General features: G+C 38.6%; 15 protein-coding genes. 7 read left to right on the forward strand and 8 right to left on the reverse strand.

The genetic code is table 11. The features are described 5' to 3' along the window. The first annotated feature begins 354 nt into the window (after positions 1-354). The 5 genes from MMO38_RS04455 to MMO38_RS04475 all read left to right on the forward strand — a co-directional run bounded on the left by MMO38_RS04455 (position 355) and on the right by MMO38_RS04475 (position 6507). Positions 355-942, forward strand: coding sequence for a 5-formyltetrahydrofolate cyclo-ligase (locus tag MMO38_RS04455; RefSeq protein ID WP_241322709.1), 588 nt, complete (start codon positions 355-357; stop codon positions 940-942). Between the two features lie 145 nt (positions 943-1087). After that, a complete protein-coding gene (gene lon, locus MMO38_RS04460; RefSeq protein ID WP_005197736.1) occupies positions 1088-3517 on the forward strand; it encodes an endopeptidase La in 2430 nt (809 codons plus the stop codon). A gap of 338 nt (positions 3518-3855) precedes the next feature. After that, a complete protein-coding gene (gene rlmH / locus MMO38_RS04465; protein WP_004670478.1) occupies positions 3856-4335 on the forward strand; it encodes a 23S rRNA (pseudouridine(1915)-N(3))-methyltransferase RlmH in 480 nt (159 codons plus the stop codon). A 107-nt stretch (positions 4336-4442) separates the two neighbouring features. Further along, positions 4443-5216 carry a dioxygenase gene (locus MMO38_RS04470; RefSeq protein ID WP_241322710.1) on the forward strand — a complete coding sequence of 258 codons (774 nt, stop codon included), beginning with the start codon at positions 4443-4445 and terminating at the stop codon, positions 5214-5216. Between the two features lie 184 nt (positions 5217-5400). Further along, on the forward strand, positions 5401-6507 hold the full coding sequence (locus tag MMO38_RS04475; protein WP_241322711.1) for an META and DUF4377 domain-containing protein: 1107 nt from the start codon (positions 5401-5403) through the stop codon (positions 6505-6507). A gap of 64 nt (positions 6508-6571) precedes the next feature. Here the strand turns inward: MMO38_RS04475 and gdhA are convergent, their stop codons facing one another. From gdhA to MMO38_RS04510, 7 genes are all read right to left on the reverse strand, one after another. Next, on the reverse strand, positions 6572-7918 hold the full coding sequence (gdhA, locus tag MMO38_RS04480) for an NADP-specific glutamate dehydrogenase (RefSeq protein ID WP_241322712.1): 1347 nt from the start codon (positions 7916-7918) through the stop codon (positions 6572-6574). Positions 7919-8521: 603 nt separating this feature from the next. After that, the gene (locus MMO38_RS04485; protein ID WP_005197745.1) at positions 8522-8683 is read right to left on the reverse strand and encodes a hypothetical protein; all 162 of its coding nucleotides are present in this window, start codon (positions 8681-8683) and stop codon (positions 8522-8524) included. 241 nt (positions 8684-8924) lie between these two features. Beyond that, the gene (locus tag MMO38_RS04490) at positions 8925-9692 is read right to left on the reverse strand and encodes a putative type VI secretion system effector (RefSeq protein ID WP_241322713.1); all 768 of its coding nucleotides are present in this window, start codon (positions 9690-9692) and stop codon (positions 8925-8927) included. Then, positions 9689-10453 (reverse strand): putative type VI secretion system effector, encoded by a 765-nt coding sequence (locus MMO38_RS04495; protein WP_241322714.1) that lies wholly within the window; start codon positions 10451-10453, stop codon positions 9689-9691. Before MMO38_RS04495 ends, MMO38_RS04490 begins: the two co-directional genes overlap by 4 nt. Position 10454: 1 nt before the next feature. After that, on the reverse strand, positions 10455-13211 hold the full coding sequence (locus MMO38_RS04500; protein WP_241322715.1) for a T6SS effector BTH_I2691 family protein: 2757 nt from the start codon (positions 13209-13211) through the stop codon (positions 10455-10457). Further along, positions 13208-14134, reverse strand: coding sequence for a hypothetical protein (locus MMO38_RS04505; protein WP_241322841.1), 927 nt, complete (start codon positions 14132-14134; stop codon positions 13208-13210). Before MMO38_RS04505 ends, MMO38_RS04500 begins: the two co-directional genes overlap by 4 nt. Positions 14135-14157: 23 nt before the next feature. Beyond that, positions 14158-16773, reverse strand: a complete 2616-nt coding sequence (locus MMO38_RS04510; protein WP_241322716.1) for a type VI secretion system Vgr family protein — start codon at positions 16771-16773, stop codon at positions 14158-14160. A gap of 186 nt (positions 16774-16959) precedes the next feature. Between MMO38_RS04510 and MMO38_RS04515 the strand changes: the two genes are divergently transcribed. Together MMO38_RS04515 and nth are read left to right on the forward strand one after the other, a co-directional pair. Further along, a complete protein-coding gene (locus MMO38_RS04515) occupies positions 16960-17757 on the forward strand; it encodes an RnfABCDGE type electron transport complex subunit B (RefSeq protein WP_241322717.1) in 798 nt (265 codons plus the stop codon). Continuing rightward, on the forward strand, positions 17758-18444 hold the full coding sequence (gene nth / locus MMO38_RS04520; protein WP_241322718.1) for an endonuclease III: 687 nt from the start codon (positions 17758-17760) through the stop codon (positions 18442-18444). It begins immediately after the preceding gene. Here the strand turns inward: nth and MMO38_RS04525 are convergent. Then, complete coding sequence (locus MMO38_RS04525) at positions 18441-18629, reverse strand: hypothetical protein (RefSeq protein ID WP_004670461.1); 189 nt, start codon at positions 18627-18629, stop codon at positions 18441-18443. The two genes, nth and MMO38_RS04525, sit on opposite strands and share 4 nt — an antisense overlap. Between the last annotated feature and the right edge of the window lie 8 nt (positions 18630-18637).

Consider the following 18637-nt stretch of genomic DNA (forward strand, 5'->3'; position numbering starts at 1 on the left):
ATGCATCTTTATGTGCTTACCAATTATGTCATCAAAACAAGCCAACCATTCGAGTAATGGAATCATTGGCTTAAGCACGATTCGGGTTAACTAACCAATTTTAAGTAAAAAATTTCACAATACTGATTAAGCTTGGATTAATTTACTGTTTAATAAATCACTTTATTTCGATGAAAAATTATAGACTTACATTGTTATCACTCAAGTTATCAACCACTTTTTAATACCTAAAATTATCATCATTCTATCTAGATGTAGAAGGAATAAAGCTTTGCTATTTTTTAGTTAGGTATTAAACCGACAACCCTATAAATCAAGTATGATTATTTTATCAAAACCATTTTCTAAAGCTTTATGAGCAACACATTAAACGCATTAAGAAAACAGCTCCGTTTAAAAAGAAAACGCCTTTCTCGTTACGAACAAAAAAGAGCAGAACATCAAGTTTTGATTCAACTGCGGCATGCAATTCAATTTAAAACTGCAACAAAAATTGGTTTGTATTTACATGCATTTGGGGAAGTACATACCCAAAAACTGTTAGAACTCTGTTTCCAACAGAAGAAACAAGTTTACCTGCCGATGATCTGCAATATGAATCAAACGCTTGTGTGGGTAAAAATTAGCGGAAACCAATATTTCAACAAACGTTTCTCACACCACTCACTAGGGATGAAAGAGCCGATGGCAAGTCGAGGCAAACATGTTTCAACATTAGATTTGCTTATTATGCCCTTACTGGCCTGTGATCATCATGGCACTCGAATTGGTATGGGTGGAGGTTTTTACGACCGTACACTTGCGACAGCCAAACATCATCCATATCGCTTAGGACTCGCTCACTCTTTTCAATATATTGATGAGCAACTATTACGGCAAAAATGGGATCAACCGCTTGATGGACTGCTCACGCCAAAGCAACAGTACCGTTTTAGCCGTTGAATCTATGAAATTTAGTTTATTTTGCCCAAATCCCGACTAATTTAGTTATTTTTTAATATTTTCTGAGAGAAAACCCTTGTAATTTTTAAAATGCACATCACTATAAAAAGCATGGCAACACCGTTGTCACTCATTAGGAGTGCTCATGTCCGAATTTATTATGAATGATGAAACTATCTTAGAGCCGCAAGTTCCGAGTGTATTACCACTTTTAGCATTACGTGATGTCGTGGTATATCCACACATGCAAATTGCGCTATTCGTGGGTCGTGAAAAATCGATCAATGCAGTGGACGTAGCTCGTAACGGTGATAATTTAGTATTTGTAGTTGCGCAAAAAGATTCGCTTACAGAAGAAATTGATCACGATAACCTGTATCAATATGGAACTGTAGCTAAAATCGTACAAGTCGTGAATCATGAAAATGATGAAAACTGCATAAAAGTACTCATTGAAGGCCTACACCGTTCAAAACTAGAACAGATTATTGACGGTGAAGAATACTTAACCGCTGAACATCATTTAAGCCCGATGACTGTTGCATTGGATCAAGAGACCCAAGAGACTCGCTTGAATGAATTACGTACCCTCTTTGCTCAATATGCTGAAGCAAAATTACGTAATGCACGCGAACTCGTTGCAGCTGCAAATAAAATCGAAGACTTATTACAATTGATGTTCTTCGTTGCAACACGTGTGCCTTTGAACATTGAAGTAAAGCAAAAGTTTTTAGAGCACGATGAGTTCGAAGAACATTTGCAAGAGTTGATGAGTTATTTGACCAATCAATCTGCTGAACAGCAAATTGAGCAGACCCTGCATGACAGCGTAAAACGTCAGATGGAAAAAAATCAACGCGAATACTTTCTGAATGAAAAAATGAAAGTTATTCAGCGTGAGCTTTCCGATATGAATGGCGGGGCTGAAGATGATGTTGCTGAGATTGAAAAACGACTTGCTGAAGAAGATTTGCCTGAACATGTGCGCAAAAAAGCCGAAGCAGAGTTCCGTAAACTCAAAGCAATGCAACCTGCTTCTAGCGAAGCCGCTGTAGTCCGTAACTATCTAGAAGTAATTTTAGATACGCCATGGAATAAAGCCAGCAAAGTCAGCATTAACTTGAGTAAAGCACAAGAAACACTAGATGCAGATCACTACGGCTTAGATGACGTTAAAGATCGTATTGTTGAATATCTAGCGGTTCAATCTCGTGTGAAAAAACTTAAAGGCCCGATTCTTTGTTTAGTTGGTCCTCCTGGTGTAGGTAAAACTTCACTTGGTGAGTCAGTTGCTAAAGCAACAGGTCGTGAATTTGTCCGTATGGCACTCGGTGGCGTACGTGATGAAGCGGAAATCCGTGGTCATCGTCGTACTTATATTGGTGCGATGCCAGGTAAAATTGTGCAATCTTTAACAAAGGTTGGAGTAAAGAACCCACTGTTCTTACTCGATGAAATCGACAAGATGGCACAAGACTACCGTGGTGATCCAGCTTCTGCATTACTGGAAGTGCTTGATCCATCTCAGAACAATAAGTTCAATGATCACTACTTAGATCTTGATCTTGACCTCTCTGAAGTGATGTTTATCTGTACTGCAAACAGTATGAATATTCCAGAAGCTTTATTGGATCGGATGGAAGTGATTCGTCTACCGGGTTATACCGAAGATGAAAAAGTGAATATTGCTCAGCGCTACCTTGTTCCTAAAGCGATCAAAAACAATGGTCTGCGCGCAAAAGAACTAACCGTTCATGAAGAAGCGATTCGTGACATCGTACAACGTTATACGCGTGAAGCGGGTGTGCGTAGTTTGGAACGTGAAGTATCTAAAATTGCACGTAAAGTCGTGAAAGAAGCGGTGAGTAAGAAATCGAAAAACTTACAGCTTGATGTCACCTCTGCAAATCTTCCAGATTACTTAGGTCCACATAAATTTGACTTTGGTATTGCGGAAGATGAAGCGCAAGTCGGCCGTGTAAATGGTTTAGCTTGGACTTCTGTAGGCGGAGAGTTATTGACCATTGAAGTTGCTGCCGTGAAAGGTAAAGGCAAATTCATTACCACGGGTTCACTCGGCGATGTCATGAAAGAGTCTATTACTGCGGCCATGACTGTGGTTCGTACACGTGCGGATGAGCTTGGTATTGAAGCATCTCGTTTTGAAGAAACCGACGTGCATGTTCACTTACCGGAAGGTGCAACTCCGAAAGATGGCCCATCTGCTGGTTTAGCACTGACGACTGCACTGGTATCTGCATTTACAGATATTACGATTCGCCCAGATATTGCGATGACAGGTGAAACCAGTCTTAGCGGTCGTGCGATGCGTATCGGTGGCTTGAAAGAAAAACTACTTGCTGCACACCGTGGTGGAGTCAAATTGGTATTTATCCCACAAGATAACGTACGTGATTTGGCTGAAATCCCTGACAATGTCAAAGAAGGTTTAGAAATCAAAGCAGTGAAAAGCATTGATGAAATTCTTCCTTTAGCATTAACAGATATGCCGAAACCTTTGGCTAAAACACCTATTGTTAAACCAGTAGAAGATACCAAGGCTGCGCGACACTAATCTGTGTGTAACAAAAAAGAGAGCCTCGGCTCTCTTTTTTGTTACATAATTTTTTATTACAAAATTAGGTTGAAAAACAACCAATATCTTGCATAATGAAATAGAGTCGATAAAAACAAAAGCTAAATTTGACTTGTGAACTCATTTTTTTAGCGTCATCTGAACTCCAGACGGATGATGCTTTGATCGCAGCTCATACGCATTTTGAGCTGCGTTTTTTATGTTGTGGAATAAAGCACCACCCTGCATAAGATCTTAAGAACAATAAATCTATTCGAGTCTACATGAATCCGTCTCAGCGTTTATAATGCGCTCATATTATTTACACGTATTGTCTTATGAAAATTCGTATCGTGACGATTGGCCAAAAAATGCCTGCATGGGTGCTGACTGGGTTTGAAGACTATTTCAAACGTATTCAACCTTTTGTACAAACCCAAGTGATTGAGCTGCCGATGGCGAAGCGTGGCAAAAATGATTCAGAAGCTGACATCTTAAAATACTGTCAAATCGAGGGTGAAAGTATTCTCAATGCGGTCAAAGCAAATGAGACACTAATCGCCTTAGAAGTGGGTGGACGTGAGCTGAGTACCGAAAAACTTGCGGATACCATGAAGCAATGGATGCTCGAAGGCAACGATATCGTACTTGCCATAGGTGGCCCTGATGGACTATCCGATGCAGTACGCAAAGCTGCTGCTTGGCACTGGTCATTATCCAAACTGACCATGCCTCACCCCCTCGTTCGTGTGTTACTCATCGAACAACTCTATCGGGCCATGAGTATTAATCACAATCACCCTTACCACCGTGCGTGATTTAATATCATGTTCTAGTTTTGGAACAATCTGTTGAAACCTAGCCGCTTTTAAACAGTGCTTATTTTTGTCACCATAACCATGTATTTCCAGTCAGGTGCTTAACGATGAACGTGCAAACTTTACCAGGGTTATTTATTTCTCATGGTTCACCAATGCTCGCACTTGACCCAGAACAAGTTGGTCCTGCTCTGCATCGGCTAAGTACCAATCTACCCAAACCACAGGCAATTATCGTCATGTCTGCTCATTGGGAAAGCCAAGCGCTTGAAGTCAGTACCTCAATCCGACCACAAACATGGCACGACTTCCGTGGTTTCCCACAGGCGCTATATGACATTCGCTATCCTGCCCCAGGTGCACCAAAACTCGCAGAAAAAATACTCACGTTATTTGCTGAAGCAGGATTTTCTGCGCATGCTAACAGTACTCGTCCGCGTGATCATGGCGTATGGATGCCGCTATTACATATGTATCCTGAAGCCGATATTCCCGTGATCGAAATTTCACTTCCTATTCACTTAAATGCCGATGAAATTTATAAAATCGGACAAACCCTTGCGCCTTTGCGAGAACAACAGATGTTATTAATTGGCTCAGGGAGCATTACCCACAACCTTGCGGAGCTTTCTTGGCATACTGATGCCAATGTACCGATATGGGCAAGTAGCTTCCGTAATGCGGTCGTCAATAAGCTTACGCATCAAAACTATGATGCTGTATTGGATTGGCCATCATTGCCTTATGTTCAACGTAATCATCCGACACTTGAACATTTTGCACCGCTATTCTTTGCAATGGGCACAGGTCATCGTTTTAATATCGTACATAGTAGTTTTTCAATGGGTTCATTAGGAATGGATATCTATCGTTTCGACTGAATCATATTCTTGGTGCTCGGCAGAAAAGTTTAATAACTGAGCACCAAGCTTTTAAAAATCCTATACTTTTATTTAAAATTACAAATCAATACATTTAACGAACTTAATACCTAAACTGACTACATGCTCTTTTTTTAAGAATCCATTAAGCTTATGGCTGCTATATTATATATGTTCTTTGAATATGAAAATCAAATATTTAATTCTTGCCTTACTCCCTTTTTCTTTAATGGCATGTCAAACAGTACAAAATGTTGCTGATCATGTAACAACTGAAATTAACGCGACAGCGGCTAAAAACCTCACAGATTATCGCTGGACTTATCAAGCATCTACAGCGTCAAAGCCATTGGTTTTAAACTTTAATGACAATCAACAACTTTCGATTCAAACGGGTTGTAATGGTCAAGGTGGTACTTGGAAAGTTGAAGGCAACAATATTGTTACTTCTGCGCTTATATCAACAAAAATGGCTTGTGCAGATGATTTAATGAAACAAGAACGTTTATCTGCTGATATTTTCAGTGATAAAAAAGTTCCATTTCAAATCAGTACTATGAATGGTCAAGCAATCTTGACTGTAACTGATAGCAAAGGGCAAAAACACGTATTTACAGGTGCAAAAGTGACGAATAGCAACGTGTTAACTAACTACACTTGGTCATATCAACCTGCTGATACCAAACGTCCAATCGTATTAAGCTTCTTAGCTAATGACCGCTTATCTGTAGATACAGGTTGTAACCGCTTAAATACATCATGGAAAATTGAAAATGGTTTAATCGCGACAGGTGATGGTGCATCAACGATGATGGCGTGTAATCCAGCACTTATGAAACAAGAGCAATTTGCAGGAACTCTTTTACAAAAACGTCAGATTCCGTTTGAAGTGAATGCAAGCAACCTTGACCAACCAACACTCGTGATTACTGATGCAAAAGGTCAAAAGTATAGCTTCGTTGGTAAAATGACAGCTGAAGCAAAATACCAAACAGAACCTAAAACTGTTTTCATAGAAATCTCACCTGAAACTAAGTCTTGTGTAGGTGTAGCGCCACAGACTTGTATGCAAGTTCGTGAAATTAAATATGATGACAAAGGTGTAAAAACTTACGCAGATAAAGACTGGTCACTTTACTACGGTCAAATCGAAGGTTTTGAACACAATCCAAACCAACGTGTCATCGTTCGTGTGAAACGCTTTGAAATTAAAAACCCAGCGGCTGACCAATCTAGCCTAGCTGACGTATTAGATATGGTTGTTGAACAAGAAATTGTTAAGAAACCTTAATACATTGCTATAAATAATAACTCCGATGTTTTTACATCGGAGTTATTATTTGCTCAGCGAAATATTAATAGATACCTTGTGCCAAAATAGCATCTGCAACTTTCACAAATCCTGCAATATTAGCACCATCTACATAATTCACTGTACCATCTTCTTTAGTACCATATTTCAAACAATTGGCATGAATATCTTTCATGATTGCATGTAAACGTTCATCTACTTCCCCATGCATCCAACTGAGGCGCAAAGCATTCTGTGACATTTCAAGCCCAGAAGTTGCGACACCACCTGCATTGGAAGCCTTACCTGGTGCATAGAGAATTTTTGCAGCAATAAATTTTTCTACAGCATCTAATGTACACGGCATATTGGCACCTTCAGCGACACAGATCACACCATTTGCAAGCAGCAACTCCGCATCCTGTTCGCCTAACTCATTTTGAGTCGCACAAGGCAATGCAATATCAACAGGAATATGCCAAGGTGTCTTGCCTTCAAAATACTCAAAGCCATGTTTTGAAGCAAACTCAGAAATACGCCCACGCTTATTATTTTTAAGCTCCATCACTTCGGCAAGCAACTCATCAGTAAAACCATTTTTTAAGTAAACTGTGCCATTTGAGTCTGAAAGACTAACCACTTTTGCACCCAAGAACATGGCTTTTTCTGCTGCAAATTGAGCAACGTTTCCTGAACCTGAAATTGAAACTGTTTTATCAGTAAAATTTTCACCGCGCGTTTTGAGCATTTCCTCAGCAAAATACACTGCACCATATCCTGTTGCTTCAGGACGCATTAAACTTCCACCAAATGAAATGCCTTTACCTGTAAATACACAAGCAGTATCGTTACTTAGCTTTTTCATCATGCCAGCCATAAAGCCAACTTCTCGACCGCCAACACCAATATCACCAGCGGGGATATCGGTATTCGGACCCAAATGACGATATAGCTCTAACATTAATGCTTGGCAAAAGCGCATAATTTCCGCTTCAGACTTTCCTTTTGGATCAAAGTCCGAGCCGCCCTTTCCTCCACCCATGGGTAAGGTGGTTAATGCATTTTTAAAAGTTTGTTCAAAACCCAAGAATTTTAGAATTGATAAATTCACCGATGGATGAAAACGCATCCCGCCCTTATATGGCCCAATGGCTGAATTATATTGAATACGGAAAGCACGGTTAACATGTGTTTGCCCTTGATCATCCATCCAAGACACTCGGAATTGAATTGCACGCTCAGGCTCAACTAGACGCTCTAATAAACCATATTGAGCATATTTGGGATTCTTCTCAATGAATGGCCACAAGCTCAACATTACTTCTTCAACAGCTTGTAAAAATTCAGGTTGATCAGGATCTCTAGCTTTCACATAAGCCAGAAAGTCATTTAAGCTATCGTATTTCAACATTCACCCCCGAGTCAGTGATTTATTTTGGTGCTAGAAATGCACCAAAATAGAATATCTCACACAACGAACATAGATTACTATTCAACTTTTATACGACTTTCAATAAAATCTTAATTAAACCTTAAAAATCATATAGATAAATTTATGTATATTCGTTATTTTTATAGTAAATATAGATAAAACAAACACTTTTTCAATTATTCTCGCCATTGCTACCGCTTAGTCCTAACAAGCATTTTCTTTTATTGCACCAAATAGAACGCAATAAGCATTGTTTTGGAGCAAAAACACTAATGATCAATACTCTTTCTATTTCCCTTCCTGCTTTCACAATCATTTTTATTCTAAAATTATAAACACTATCGATGCTTAACTTTACGATATCAACAAAAGAAGCAAAATTATAAAAAAAGAATGCTTATACTTATACTGAGTAAATATGACATCCTAAAATTGATCAGCGATCTATTTAAATTAATTACTTATCCATGATTAATGTTATATATAAAATCAACCTTATAAATAATATAGGAAACTAAATAAATTAGTTTCCTATAAATTTGGATTTAGCTGATTAGATTCTTACAAGCATAGAAATAATGATTATTTCTGTTGCCCATTATTTTCACTAGGTTGCTTTGGAGTTGGCTGTTTTTGGTCTTGTTGTGCTGGAGGCTTAGCATTTGGCTCAGACTGTTGTTGTTGACCAGGTGATTGATTTTGCTGATTAGGTTGTTGTTTAGAGTTATCTTGGTTCTGAGACATGAGTGTCTCTCCTTTATAATGATGTGTAGATAATTATCTAGCACTCATCCACCATAAGCGCTTAATTCAAATATTGATATCAATAAGATGTGTCCAGTTGTAAGCAGAATAAAATATAGTTTTTTGGAATGCTTAATAATCTAATAAATAAAGAGTTTATTAAAATATACACATATAAAGTTACAATTCACTTATTTTAATCCTACCACCTTATTATTTATTAGATGTGCTTCTACATTTTTTATAGCTTATCAAAGTAACTTTCAGGATATGGGTCTGTACCTTTTAAACTTCTACGGTAATACATTACACTACGTTTGAAAGCATGCCCATTTTCCTTAAAATGATCTGTAGTTCCAAAGAAATCTTGATTTTTAACATCCTCAAAACCAAGTACCAAAAAAACTTTTTCAGATAGTCGGCAAGCTTGTTTGAGATCACTAGAAAAGAAAAACATACTAAATATAAATAGAAAAGTGAACATAAATGGTGCCACAACAAGTGGCAGTATATATTCATAAAAACTAAAATCTAAACTTTGACCACTTAAAAGAGAAGTAATTAATATTATTATATTAACGAATAATAAAAAAAATAAAGCAATTAAGATTCCTGCTTTAATAAAGCTAATATATCCTTTTTTTAAGGATCGTCCCATTTCATTGATCATATGTAACAATCCTGTTTTAGGGTCCAAGGTTGAATAAACCAAATGTCTACCTCGTTCTTTTTGCTCCTTGATTACCCAAACCAGTTCATCACCATTCTTAAACTGCACTGTTGTAAACTGACCAATTAATCGATAATCGCCCACTTCACAAGTAAAGGATTTAGCATCTTCCCCTCTAGCTGCCATCATCATAATTGGAGCATTAGCAGCCATACTACTACTTGCGGTTAAAGCGCCAACCATAGCTGTACCGACAGCTTGCCTTTCGATGTTTCTAAATGGGAAAACCTTAGAATCTTCAACTTTCAGATTCCTTACATGACCTTCGATTTTTATCATTTCTTATCAAAATAATCCTCTGGATATGGGTCTGGGCCTTTTAAGTTTTTTCTATATTCCATGACACTAATGTGAATGCCATCTTTGACGATACAATCATTGTAGAAGTCCTGTTCAATTATTTTAAAACCTAAGACTTTAAAAATTTTCTCAGACAATACACCCGTTTTCTTTGATACTCGGCCAAAAACAAGATAAGAAAAAGAGAAGGAAAATAAAAAACTTATAATAAAGCTAAAAAATAAATATTTAATGATTTCATTAAAAGAAATATCTACACTATCTCCATAATAAAGTTTCGAACCTAATATTAAAATAGATATAAATGAAAAACATACTACTCCTAAAAAGAATGCTACCTTATTGTTATAGTTATAAGCTTTTTTCAACGACCGTCCCAATTCATACATCATATAAAGTAATCCAGTTTTAGGATCAAGTACAGCGTAAGCTAAATGTCTTCCTTGCTCTTTTTCCCTACTAATCACCCAAACCAGTTCATCGCCATTCTTAAATTGTACTGTTGTAAACTGACCAATTAATCGATAATCGCCCACTTCACAAGTAAAGGATTTAGCATCTTCTCCACTTGCTGCCATTAGCAAAATTGGTGCATTAGTTGCTGCGCTACTACTTGCAGTTAAGGTTCCAAGTATTACACTACCAGCAGCTTGTGATTTAATATTCTTCAAAGGATAAATTTTAGAGTCCTCAACTTCTAAATTCTTTACAAATCCCTTAATCAATAACATTTCATTCATTTTATACACTCACTACAGCTTTACTAAAAGCGTCATCTTCATCTTCAAGAGATTTATATTTCCCAGCTTCAGTCCCAAATACCGATTTTTTACACCATTTTTGCAGTTCGTCTTCTGTGTAATAATAATTTCTTAAAACAATTTCAATAACGCTAAGGCCAATACCAATCCAGTTTAACCATACAGCAGTACGTATAATACCTATAGTTAAAAAGCTTTTAAGAGCTATAGACTTTTGCAATTTTATTACAATATCTCTGCCGGCTAATGCAGGGAGCCTTAATAACATTCCAATACCTACACCAACCATTAATAAAGAAATGGTAGCTTTTGCACCTAATACAATCAGCAAGAATATATTATCTTTACCGCCAAACTCTTTTACGAATGCTGTAATGTCAGCAATCATACTAAAAGTGGCCCCTCCAATTGCAAGTCTTGCACCATATAACCTAATTTTATTGGCTTTTTCTTGGAAACTTAAAGCATCCATACCGCCACCAGCAATATCTAAAACTACTGCTGTAGTTGCTAATAAGCCTGCTGTTACTTTAAAACCATTTTCCCAATTTTTATCCCCAGCGAAAAGACTGGCTTGTGTTCCCAAATTCATTAACTCAAACAAAGCAACAATACCAGAAATCCTGATAGAAACACTTTGTGGAGATTTGCTTAGAATATCTTGAATCTTTTGTGTAGCCGTGTTTTGTCCAGCATTTTTCCAACGTTTTTGGATCTCAGTCGCATTCAGTTGACTACCCGCATTTGTCATTTTTAAGTCTATGTTATACAGCAATGACCATTTCGGCACTTTATCAGTTAACAGAGAACTATGCGCATAAGCGATAAAAGAAACCCTCGAAAGTTTCTTTGCAATCAAAGGATTGGCATTATATTGTAGACTCCACTTGGCGACGCTACGTGTTATCTCAGAGATCCAAGGCAAAGTCCGTGCTGGATTATACCACTTCAACTCATTGATTTTATTCGTTGGATCAGCAAGCCATTGTTCCCATAACTGATCTGCACTGACAAACGCAGCAATTAACCCTTTTAAACTTGTCTGTGTTTGATCCCATGTTAAGGAGGTGATATCAGGACTTTTCGCATTATATTCATCAATCAAACTTTTTTGATTATAGGTCACAGCCCGCATATATAAATTATCGTCAGAGATTTTATCGACCCCTAACCATTTTTCCATCAATGCTTGGCCTTCATCGCAGCCTGTCATGCCATTCATGACTGATAGTGCTTTTATATGAAATAATGCACCATCACCTTTTAAAACTGTCTGATCGTATACATAAAAGGCATTTAACAACTGCTTTGATTGCAGCCATTTCAAATGATCACTTGCATAAGCTTGGGCCAGTTTACGTGCATCATCAGTTAATGCTTTAACTTTGGTATCGAAAGCATTTTTTTCAGTCCAATTAATTTTTGTCGAATACTTCGTTTCCCAATCCAATTTCGCTTGTGCTTTGGATTGACTAATAATCTTATCTCTTACCTGCTTTTGTCCCGCTGCATATTTTTTATTGTACTGTTGTAAAAACTTTTCTTTTTCTTGTGGAGATGCCTTATCCCAAATTTCGTTGACTTTACGTTGGTAGTCTCTGTTATCCATCGAACCGAAGCGAGGGATTTTATCTTGCGCGAATATTAATTTAGTGCTCAAATCAACTTGCAAATTATTGGTACTTAACTTCTGATTAATGAGTTTATTTTCTACAATGATTTTAATACTATCAATCAGCTGAGATGATTGAAGACGATGCTCATTTGTAATTTCTTTATCTTTTTCTGCAATAAACTTGGTAAGTTTTTCAAATCTCGTATTTCTACTATCATTTAATTTAAGCGTAATTCCAATTGGATCATATAATGCCATGCATGCAACAGTATTTGGCTCTTGAGCAAACTTTTTCAAAATCTGCTCGATACGCCCTGTGCCAAAGCTTTTAATATTATAAATTGAATTTTTTAGATTAGCTGCAGCCAAACAATGATCTTGGGTTGCTCCGCCACCCACAATAAACTTTTGCCATTTACCTTCAGCGACAAATTTCTCGGCATTTTTTTCATACTCGTTGAGTTTTAGCTTACTCATCGGATCATGGGTATGGATAATATAAGCAACTTTAGCGTCATCTTTCGGATTACTTTCTATGGTAATCAATGATGAATTAACACTATGCCCCGCACCTTTGCAGGCAAACTCAGGAACACTTTTAGGTGCGACTTTGCCAACAGGAAAATATGATAAATGCCCCTTTGGTGTGACCAAATAGCCAGCCCATTCTAAAGTACCAGATGCTCGTTTTATTAAACGATAGATATATCCTGTATCTATCATTTCTACAGCATATTTAAAATGTTTTAATTGAATATCTTTGACATTTTTGCCTAATGTTGCAGGCAAAGCAGGTGCATTGCCACCTACCACCGTATAACGTAAAGGTAAAATATTAAAACCAGTTTTACGACAAAAATTAGAACACTCTTTTTGAGACTGTCCAGCACTACTGTTTTGCAAATTTGCAGGCGTAGACTGTTTTGCTGATTTAGCAATCGGACCTTGCTCTATTTTTTTATTTACATTCTTGGCAACTGTTGGCTTGCGCATGTCCCCAACTGTTTCCGTTTTTCCAACAACAGGAATTCTAGCTTGTTGTTGTTTTTGCTTTGCAATTTTCTCAGCCAGTATGTTATTTGTTTGCGGCTTAGCCAATACCGTCTTTTGATTCGTAGTCATATTTCGTATCCATTCAATTCTTTACTAATTTGCTCATATAAATCTTTACCTACATAATCCATGGCATCAGTAAATGTCATTTCATCGACGACGTAGTGCTCATAAAGAACATCCGTGACAATCGAGTGCTGAATAAAATCTTTATGTACAATCTGGCTATAAAGACCATATGTCATCAAATCTAAATAATTTTGAATACCATATTCCTGATATGCATATTTTAAGCTTTGATGTATATCGATAGGATTGATCTCATCCATTTCAATCTGTTCAAACTCATTTAGTTGCTGAAATACACTATTCGCAATTTCAATTAAGTCTAAATCTATAGACTGCTCATCATTCACTTGCCTTAAAGTCAATATCGAGACTACGTCTAAGGTTGCATCAAAACTAAAAAAACCTTTAGGATGCAAAAAATGCCATTCTTTAAAATCTCTCAACAGACCTAGAACATATTCTTTTTTAATAATTTCGGGTAAATAGATTAATACCCGTGGATCATACCAGCGAAAAAGAATTTTTTTATCTTGATCAACAATCACCAATTTCTTTTTTATAGACTCAACTAATTCATCTAGTTCTATATCAGACTTACCAACTCCGAAACCATGAACAAAATAGCTGTCGTTTTCTATTTCATGATTTTTTAGAAGCAACTGAATAAGGTTATCTTTTATTAAGTTGAATTTTTCTTTCGCTTCAATTTTTATAAATAAAAGATTTGAAACCTGCATATCCTTTTTTAAAGCTAATGGAATGTAGGCAATATTTTTTTTCTCAATCTTAGGTAAAAGATCATCAAAGATTGATTCATTTAATGTCCGATCAAGTAAAAATAAAATATGTCCATACGTATCTAATATTTGTAAGCAGCGATTTTCTAAAGCTAAGCAATCAAAATTTAAGTGTTCTGCTTCCATCTGCTTTTGAAAAGGAGAAACAATCACGATAAATCCACCTTTGCTGAACCATTTTGAGCAGCTTGAGTCTGCTTCGCCGAACAATCAGGTAAATCAATCGCAGGCGTACTAACAGATGCTCCGCTTTTAAACAAATGCTGTCCAGCCTTGACCTCAAACTTGCCACCTGTTGTTGGGAAGATTCCTGAGCTATTAATCTTGATACCTGAGCTGCCCCCAATCAAATTGATCTCTTTCGGACTGGTAATGTAAATCGTATTCTCCGTCGAGATAATTTGAATACCACCACGAGCGATCACATCCAAAGCATCACCTTGCGCTAAGATTTCAAACTTACCTTTTGCCGCAACTTGCTTAATCCCGCCTTGTGCTGCAAATAGACTGATCTTTTGACTGGCTTGGGCGATTAAATTCTTTTGCGTGGTTAGGTTAATGCTGTCCCCTGCAAACTGGTTCAGTTGTCCATCCGCTGATAGATGAATGTCTTCTGATGTACTGAGTCCTATACCATTGGGTGAACTCAGCAATAGCATTGCTTGTTCAAAACGAGAAATTTTGTCTTGAATCTGCTCTGCAAATGCCTGTAACTGCTCAACCGATTCCAACTCATCGGTTTGTTGATTCTTCGCCACTTCACTTAGGGCTTTGGCATTACCTTTGTTGCCTTCCAGCTGTTGTTTGGCTGTTTGCGCTTCGAGATGATCGCCTTGTGCTTGTTGTTGTGCATGGGTGGTAATCAGTAATCCTTCGCCTGCTCGAATCGCTCCCCATTGGTCAGTGCGTAGTTCAAAACCTTCGCCTCGGTCCTCGCTTTCTGCTTGGGCTTTAGGATGGCTGAGTTTACCGAGATTGAGTTGGCTGACCGCATGGCTGCTTTGCAGTTGCGCGCTGATCTGTCCAGTGGTGTCGTCAAAGCGTAGTTGGTTATAACCTGAGCCTTGGTATTCTTTGGATTTGATCCCTGCCAGTTTTTTGGTATCTGGCAGTTGTCCTTGGTCATCGAATTTGGTCGGACTGCGTTGTGCTTCGTGCAGTCGTCCTGTGACATAGGGTCGGTCAATGTTGCCGTCAAAGAAGTCGATCACCACGATTTCGCCGATACGTGGCAGGAAGCGTGCACCGTAACCTTCGCCAGCCCAAGGAGTGAGTACATCGACCCATGCTGAATCGGTATCGTTGTCGTTACTGCCTGCACCGCCATCATGTTGGTGATCCTCATTTCGGGTAAACAGGAATCGGACTTTAATTCTACCCCATTCATCGACATGGATTTCTTCACCTGATGGTCCAACCACTTTGGCTCGTTGTGGGTTGGCTGCTGGACGGTGTTGTAGGGGTTGGTATTCGGGTACAGTTTTGATATTACGACGTTGTAGCGTCAGTTGGTTGGCTTGGCGTTCTTCACTGTTGTTTGTGTGCTTGTGGTCTTGCTGCCATTGGCTTTGTTCAACTAATTGGCTGATTTGATCGCTCAAATCTTTGGGCAGGTTGTTTTGGTTGTAGTAGTTTTTGGCGATGATCAGAAATTCTTGGTCTGCCCCACTGTGTTGATTTATTTCAGGGTGTTCGTTCAGTTTAAACCAGTAGCCGACTTGGGTATCGCGTACTGTGGTATTGGCAATAAACTGTTTTGCTTGGGCATCGTGGTAATGACCGAGGTTTTGATTAAGTTTTTCAATTTGCTTGTTGCCTGATGCAGTTGCGCCATCTTCTCCATCGAGGTCTTGCATCCATGCTGGGGTGAAGTGCCATGCATCTTCAAGTCCCAGGCTGGCATTGTCGTGTTGTCCGCTATGTTGATGGCTGCTTTGTACACTGCCTGCACCGTCTTCTTGTTCTAGGGCATCGGCTTGCCAGCGTTGGATATGCACGGCTGTGGGTTGTAGACTACGTTCCGCAATGAGGCTGGTCATGCTGTCGTATTGTTCGGTGGCACTGCTGCGGTGGTAGCGAATCGTTCTTCGATTTAAGGCTTGGTATTGGTTGTTATCATCAATTAAGCGAAGTTTTTGTGCTTGGATCGGGCTATTGCTGTTTGCAACAGTGAGTTGGGCTTCGTCGATGAGCCAGTTAATGCCTTCGCTTCTGAGTAGTCGGGTAATGAAATCGTAGTCGCTTTCATTGGCTTGCATCACAAAGGGTCGGACATCGTAGTCTTGTGTCACGCCGCTGATATCAAGCGTGAGACTGGATGCGAATAAGGGGCTGCGTTGTTGCCATTCTTTAAACAGGGTTTGAATAATATCCAGTACGGTTTTATTCATAAACACGCGGCTGTTACGGCGTTTATGCCACAGTGCGGTGGCATCTTGGAGTTTGAGTTTATATAAGGTCAAACTTCCATCAGATTGTCCTTGTACGGCTTCGGTAATAATACCTGTGGTTCTAAATAATGTGCCTGTGTCGGTCACTTGATCAACGGCGACTTGGCAACCAATGAATTGTTTTAATGGGATGGTGGCATTGGTTGATAGGCAAATCAGTTCCGCAGTTACGCCCTGATTAATGGCATGCTGACCTTGTATTTTTTGTAGGAACACTTCTGTGTTGAGCGCTTGATTGGCAAATTGAATATGAATCGCGCGTTTTTGTGCGGTTAAGCCTAATTGCGACAATGCTTGGAATATGTTGTTCAACATTTGTTATAAAATATTTACTAAAATCTGCCCGATTCTATAATAAACATACAAGTTAGTCTATGTTTTTAATGTCAACCAATTGAAACGGGCACTTTACATAAAGTGAAATCCAATGCCTAGATGACTCGTCGCACTAAACTATTATTTGCTATACTACCTATCCTGTTTTTCGCTCCACCCTTTTTCATGTCACCATCTGCACAACGTTCTCTTATTGTCCAAATTGACCAACTTTTACCACAAACACAGTGCGGTTTATGTGGGCATCGTGATGGCTGTTTGCCTTATGCGAAATCGATTGCGGAAGGTGAAGCAGCCAATAAATGTGTTCCGGGAGGACAGCCTGTTGCCGATGCACTTGCTGTATTACTACAACGCCCTTATCTTACGGCCGAGCCAAGTGTTTGGGATATACAAACAGATGGGCGACCGCAAAGAATGAAAGCGATCATTCGAGAAGATGAATGTATAGGTTGTACCAAATGTATCAGTGCGTGTCCCGTTGATGCCATCATTGGCAGCGGCAAACTGATGCACAGTATTTTGACTGACCTGTGTACAGGCTGCGAATTATGTATTCCACCTTGTCCTGTCGATTGTATTGATCTAGTTGCAGATCTCCAACCTTTACCCACGATACAACAACGTCATATCGAACAAGATGATCTTAGACATCGTTACTATGCGCATATCCAACGTGAAGAAAAACGTCGTATCAGTCGTAAAGGGCCTATCGTACGTGCAGAAATTGATATTGAGTTCTTTGCTCAGTTTTCACAAGCCTCAAATAATATTCCGACGATTACCTTAGCAGACAAACCTAAAGAAAATCCTGTTCTGGATGCCAAAACAACCATTGAACTTGCTAAAACTCGCACTCAAATTAAGAAGTTAGAAAAGCAACTCAGTGTCCGTCCAGATGCACAAAAACAAGCCCAGCTCATTGCACTTCAACAACGTTTAAACGAGCTACAGGAAATCTAAATGCCCGTTAAAAATATGACCAAAAAGCAGATTCAAACCTTTTTTGAGCGTTTACGCGAACAGCGACCAAACCCTGAAACGGAACTCAATTATTCATCACCATTTGAGTTATTGATTGCGGTCATGCTTTCAGCACAAGCCACCGATGTCAGTGTAAATAAAGCCACCGACAAACTTTATCCGATTGCGAATACTGCTCAAGCCATTTTCAACCTCGGTGTAGACGGTTTAAAAACCTATATAAAAACCATTGGCTTGTATAACTCTAAAGCTGAAAATGTCATCAAAACTTGTGGTATTTTGCTGGAACAACATCAAGGTCAAGTGCCTGAAACACGCCAGGCACTCGAAGCTTTGCCCGGTGTAGGTCGAAAAACAGCGAATGTGGTGTTAAATACGGCTTTTGGACAACCTGCAATGGCGGTAGATACCCATATTTTTCGTGTCGGTAATCGTACAGGTTTGGCTGTTGGAAAGAATGTTTTAGAGGTAGAGCATCGCTTAGTTAAAGTCATTCCTAAAGAATTTATTTTAGATGCGCATCATTGGTTAATTCTACACGGACGTTATTGCTGTATTGCACGTAAACCCAAGTGTAATGAGTGCATCGTTTCTGATGTATGCAATTGGCCTGAACGCTTTGAGTTTGGCGCAAGCAAAGCCATCGCGATCAAAAATCTCAATTAATCCTGAGTCTCTTTATTCTTGTTCTTTTGCAATTCAGGATGTAACTGACGTTCTTTGCCATTTTTCTTATTTTCCAAAGCTTGTTGCGCTTGCACATGACGCAGCATTTTTTGACTTTGGTACAGTAAGAATAACAATAATGCAAAACTTAAAATAACAGCGGCGATCAAGACAATTTTTAGCATTTTTTCTC

The sequence above is a fragment of the Acinetobacter sp. NIPH 1852 genome (assembly GCF_022549455.1).
Lineage (GTDB): Bacteria > Pseudomonadota > Gammaproteobacteria > Pseudomonadales > Moraxellaceae > Acinetobacter.

Coding starts and splice junctions, on each gene's coding strand:
- lon (WP_005197736.1), top strand. CDS start 1,088: ATGTCCGAATTTATTATGAATGATGAAACTATCTTAGAGCCGCAAGTT.
- nth (WP_241322718.1), top strand. CDS start 17,758: ATGCCCGTTAAAAATATGACCAAAAAGCAGATTCAAACCTTTTTTGAG.
- MMO38_RS04490 (WP_241322713.1), bottom strand. CDS start 9,692: ATGATAAAAATCGAAGGTCATGTAAGGAATCTGAAAGTTGAAGATTCT.
- MMO38_RS04505 (WP_241322841.1), bottom strand. CDS start 14,134: ATGGAAGCAGAACACTTAAATTTTGATTGCTTAGCTTTAGAAAATCGC.
- MMO38_RS04515 (WP_241322717.1), top strand. CDS start 16,960: ATGTCACCATCTGCACAACGTTCTCTTATTGTCCAAATTGACCAACTT.
- MMO38_RS04525 (WP_004670461.1), bottom strand. CDS start 18,629: ATGCTAAAAATTGTCTTGATCGCCGCTGTTATTTTAAGTTTTGCATTA.
- MMO38_RS04500 (WP_241322715.1), bottom strand. CDS start 13,211: ATGACTACGAATCAAAAGACGGTATTGGCTAAGCCGCAAACAAATAAC.
- MMO38_RS04470 (WP_241322710.1), top strand. CDS start 4,443: ATGAACGTGCAAACTTTACCAGGGTTATTTATTTCTCATGGTTCACCA.
- MMO38_RS04510 (WP_241322716.1), bottom strand. CDS start 16,773: ATGTTGAACAACATATTCCAAGCATTGTCGCAATTAGGCTTAACCGCA.
- rlmH (WP_004670478.1), top strand. CDS start 3,856: ATGAAAATTCGTATCGTGACGATTGGCCAAAAAATGCCTGCATGGGTG.
- MMO38_RS04455 (WP_241322709.1), top strand. CDS start 355: ATGAGCAACACATTAAACGCATTAAGAAAACAGCTCCGTTTAAAAAGA.
- MMO38_RS04485 (WP_005197745.1), bottom strand. CDS start 8,683: ATGTCTCAGAACCAAGATAACTCTAAACAACAACCTAATCAGCAAAAT.
- MMO38_RS04495 (WP_241322714.1), bottom strand. CDS start 10,453: ATGAATGAAATGTTATTGATTAAGGGATTTGTAAAGAATTTAGAAGTT.
- gdhA (WP_241322712.1), bottom strand. CDS start 7,918: ATGTTGAAATACGATAGCTTAAATGACTTTCTGGCTTATGTGAAAGCT.
- MMO38_RS04475 (WP_241322711.1), top strand. CDS start 5,401: ATGAAAATCAAATATTTAATTCTTGCCTTACTCCCTTTTTCTTTAATG.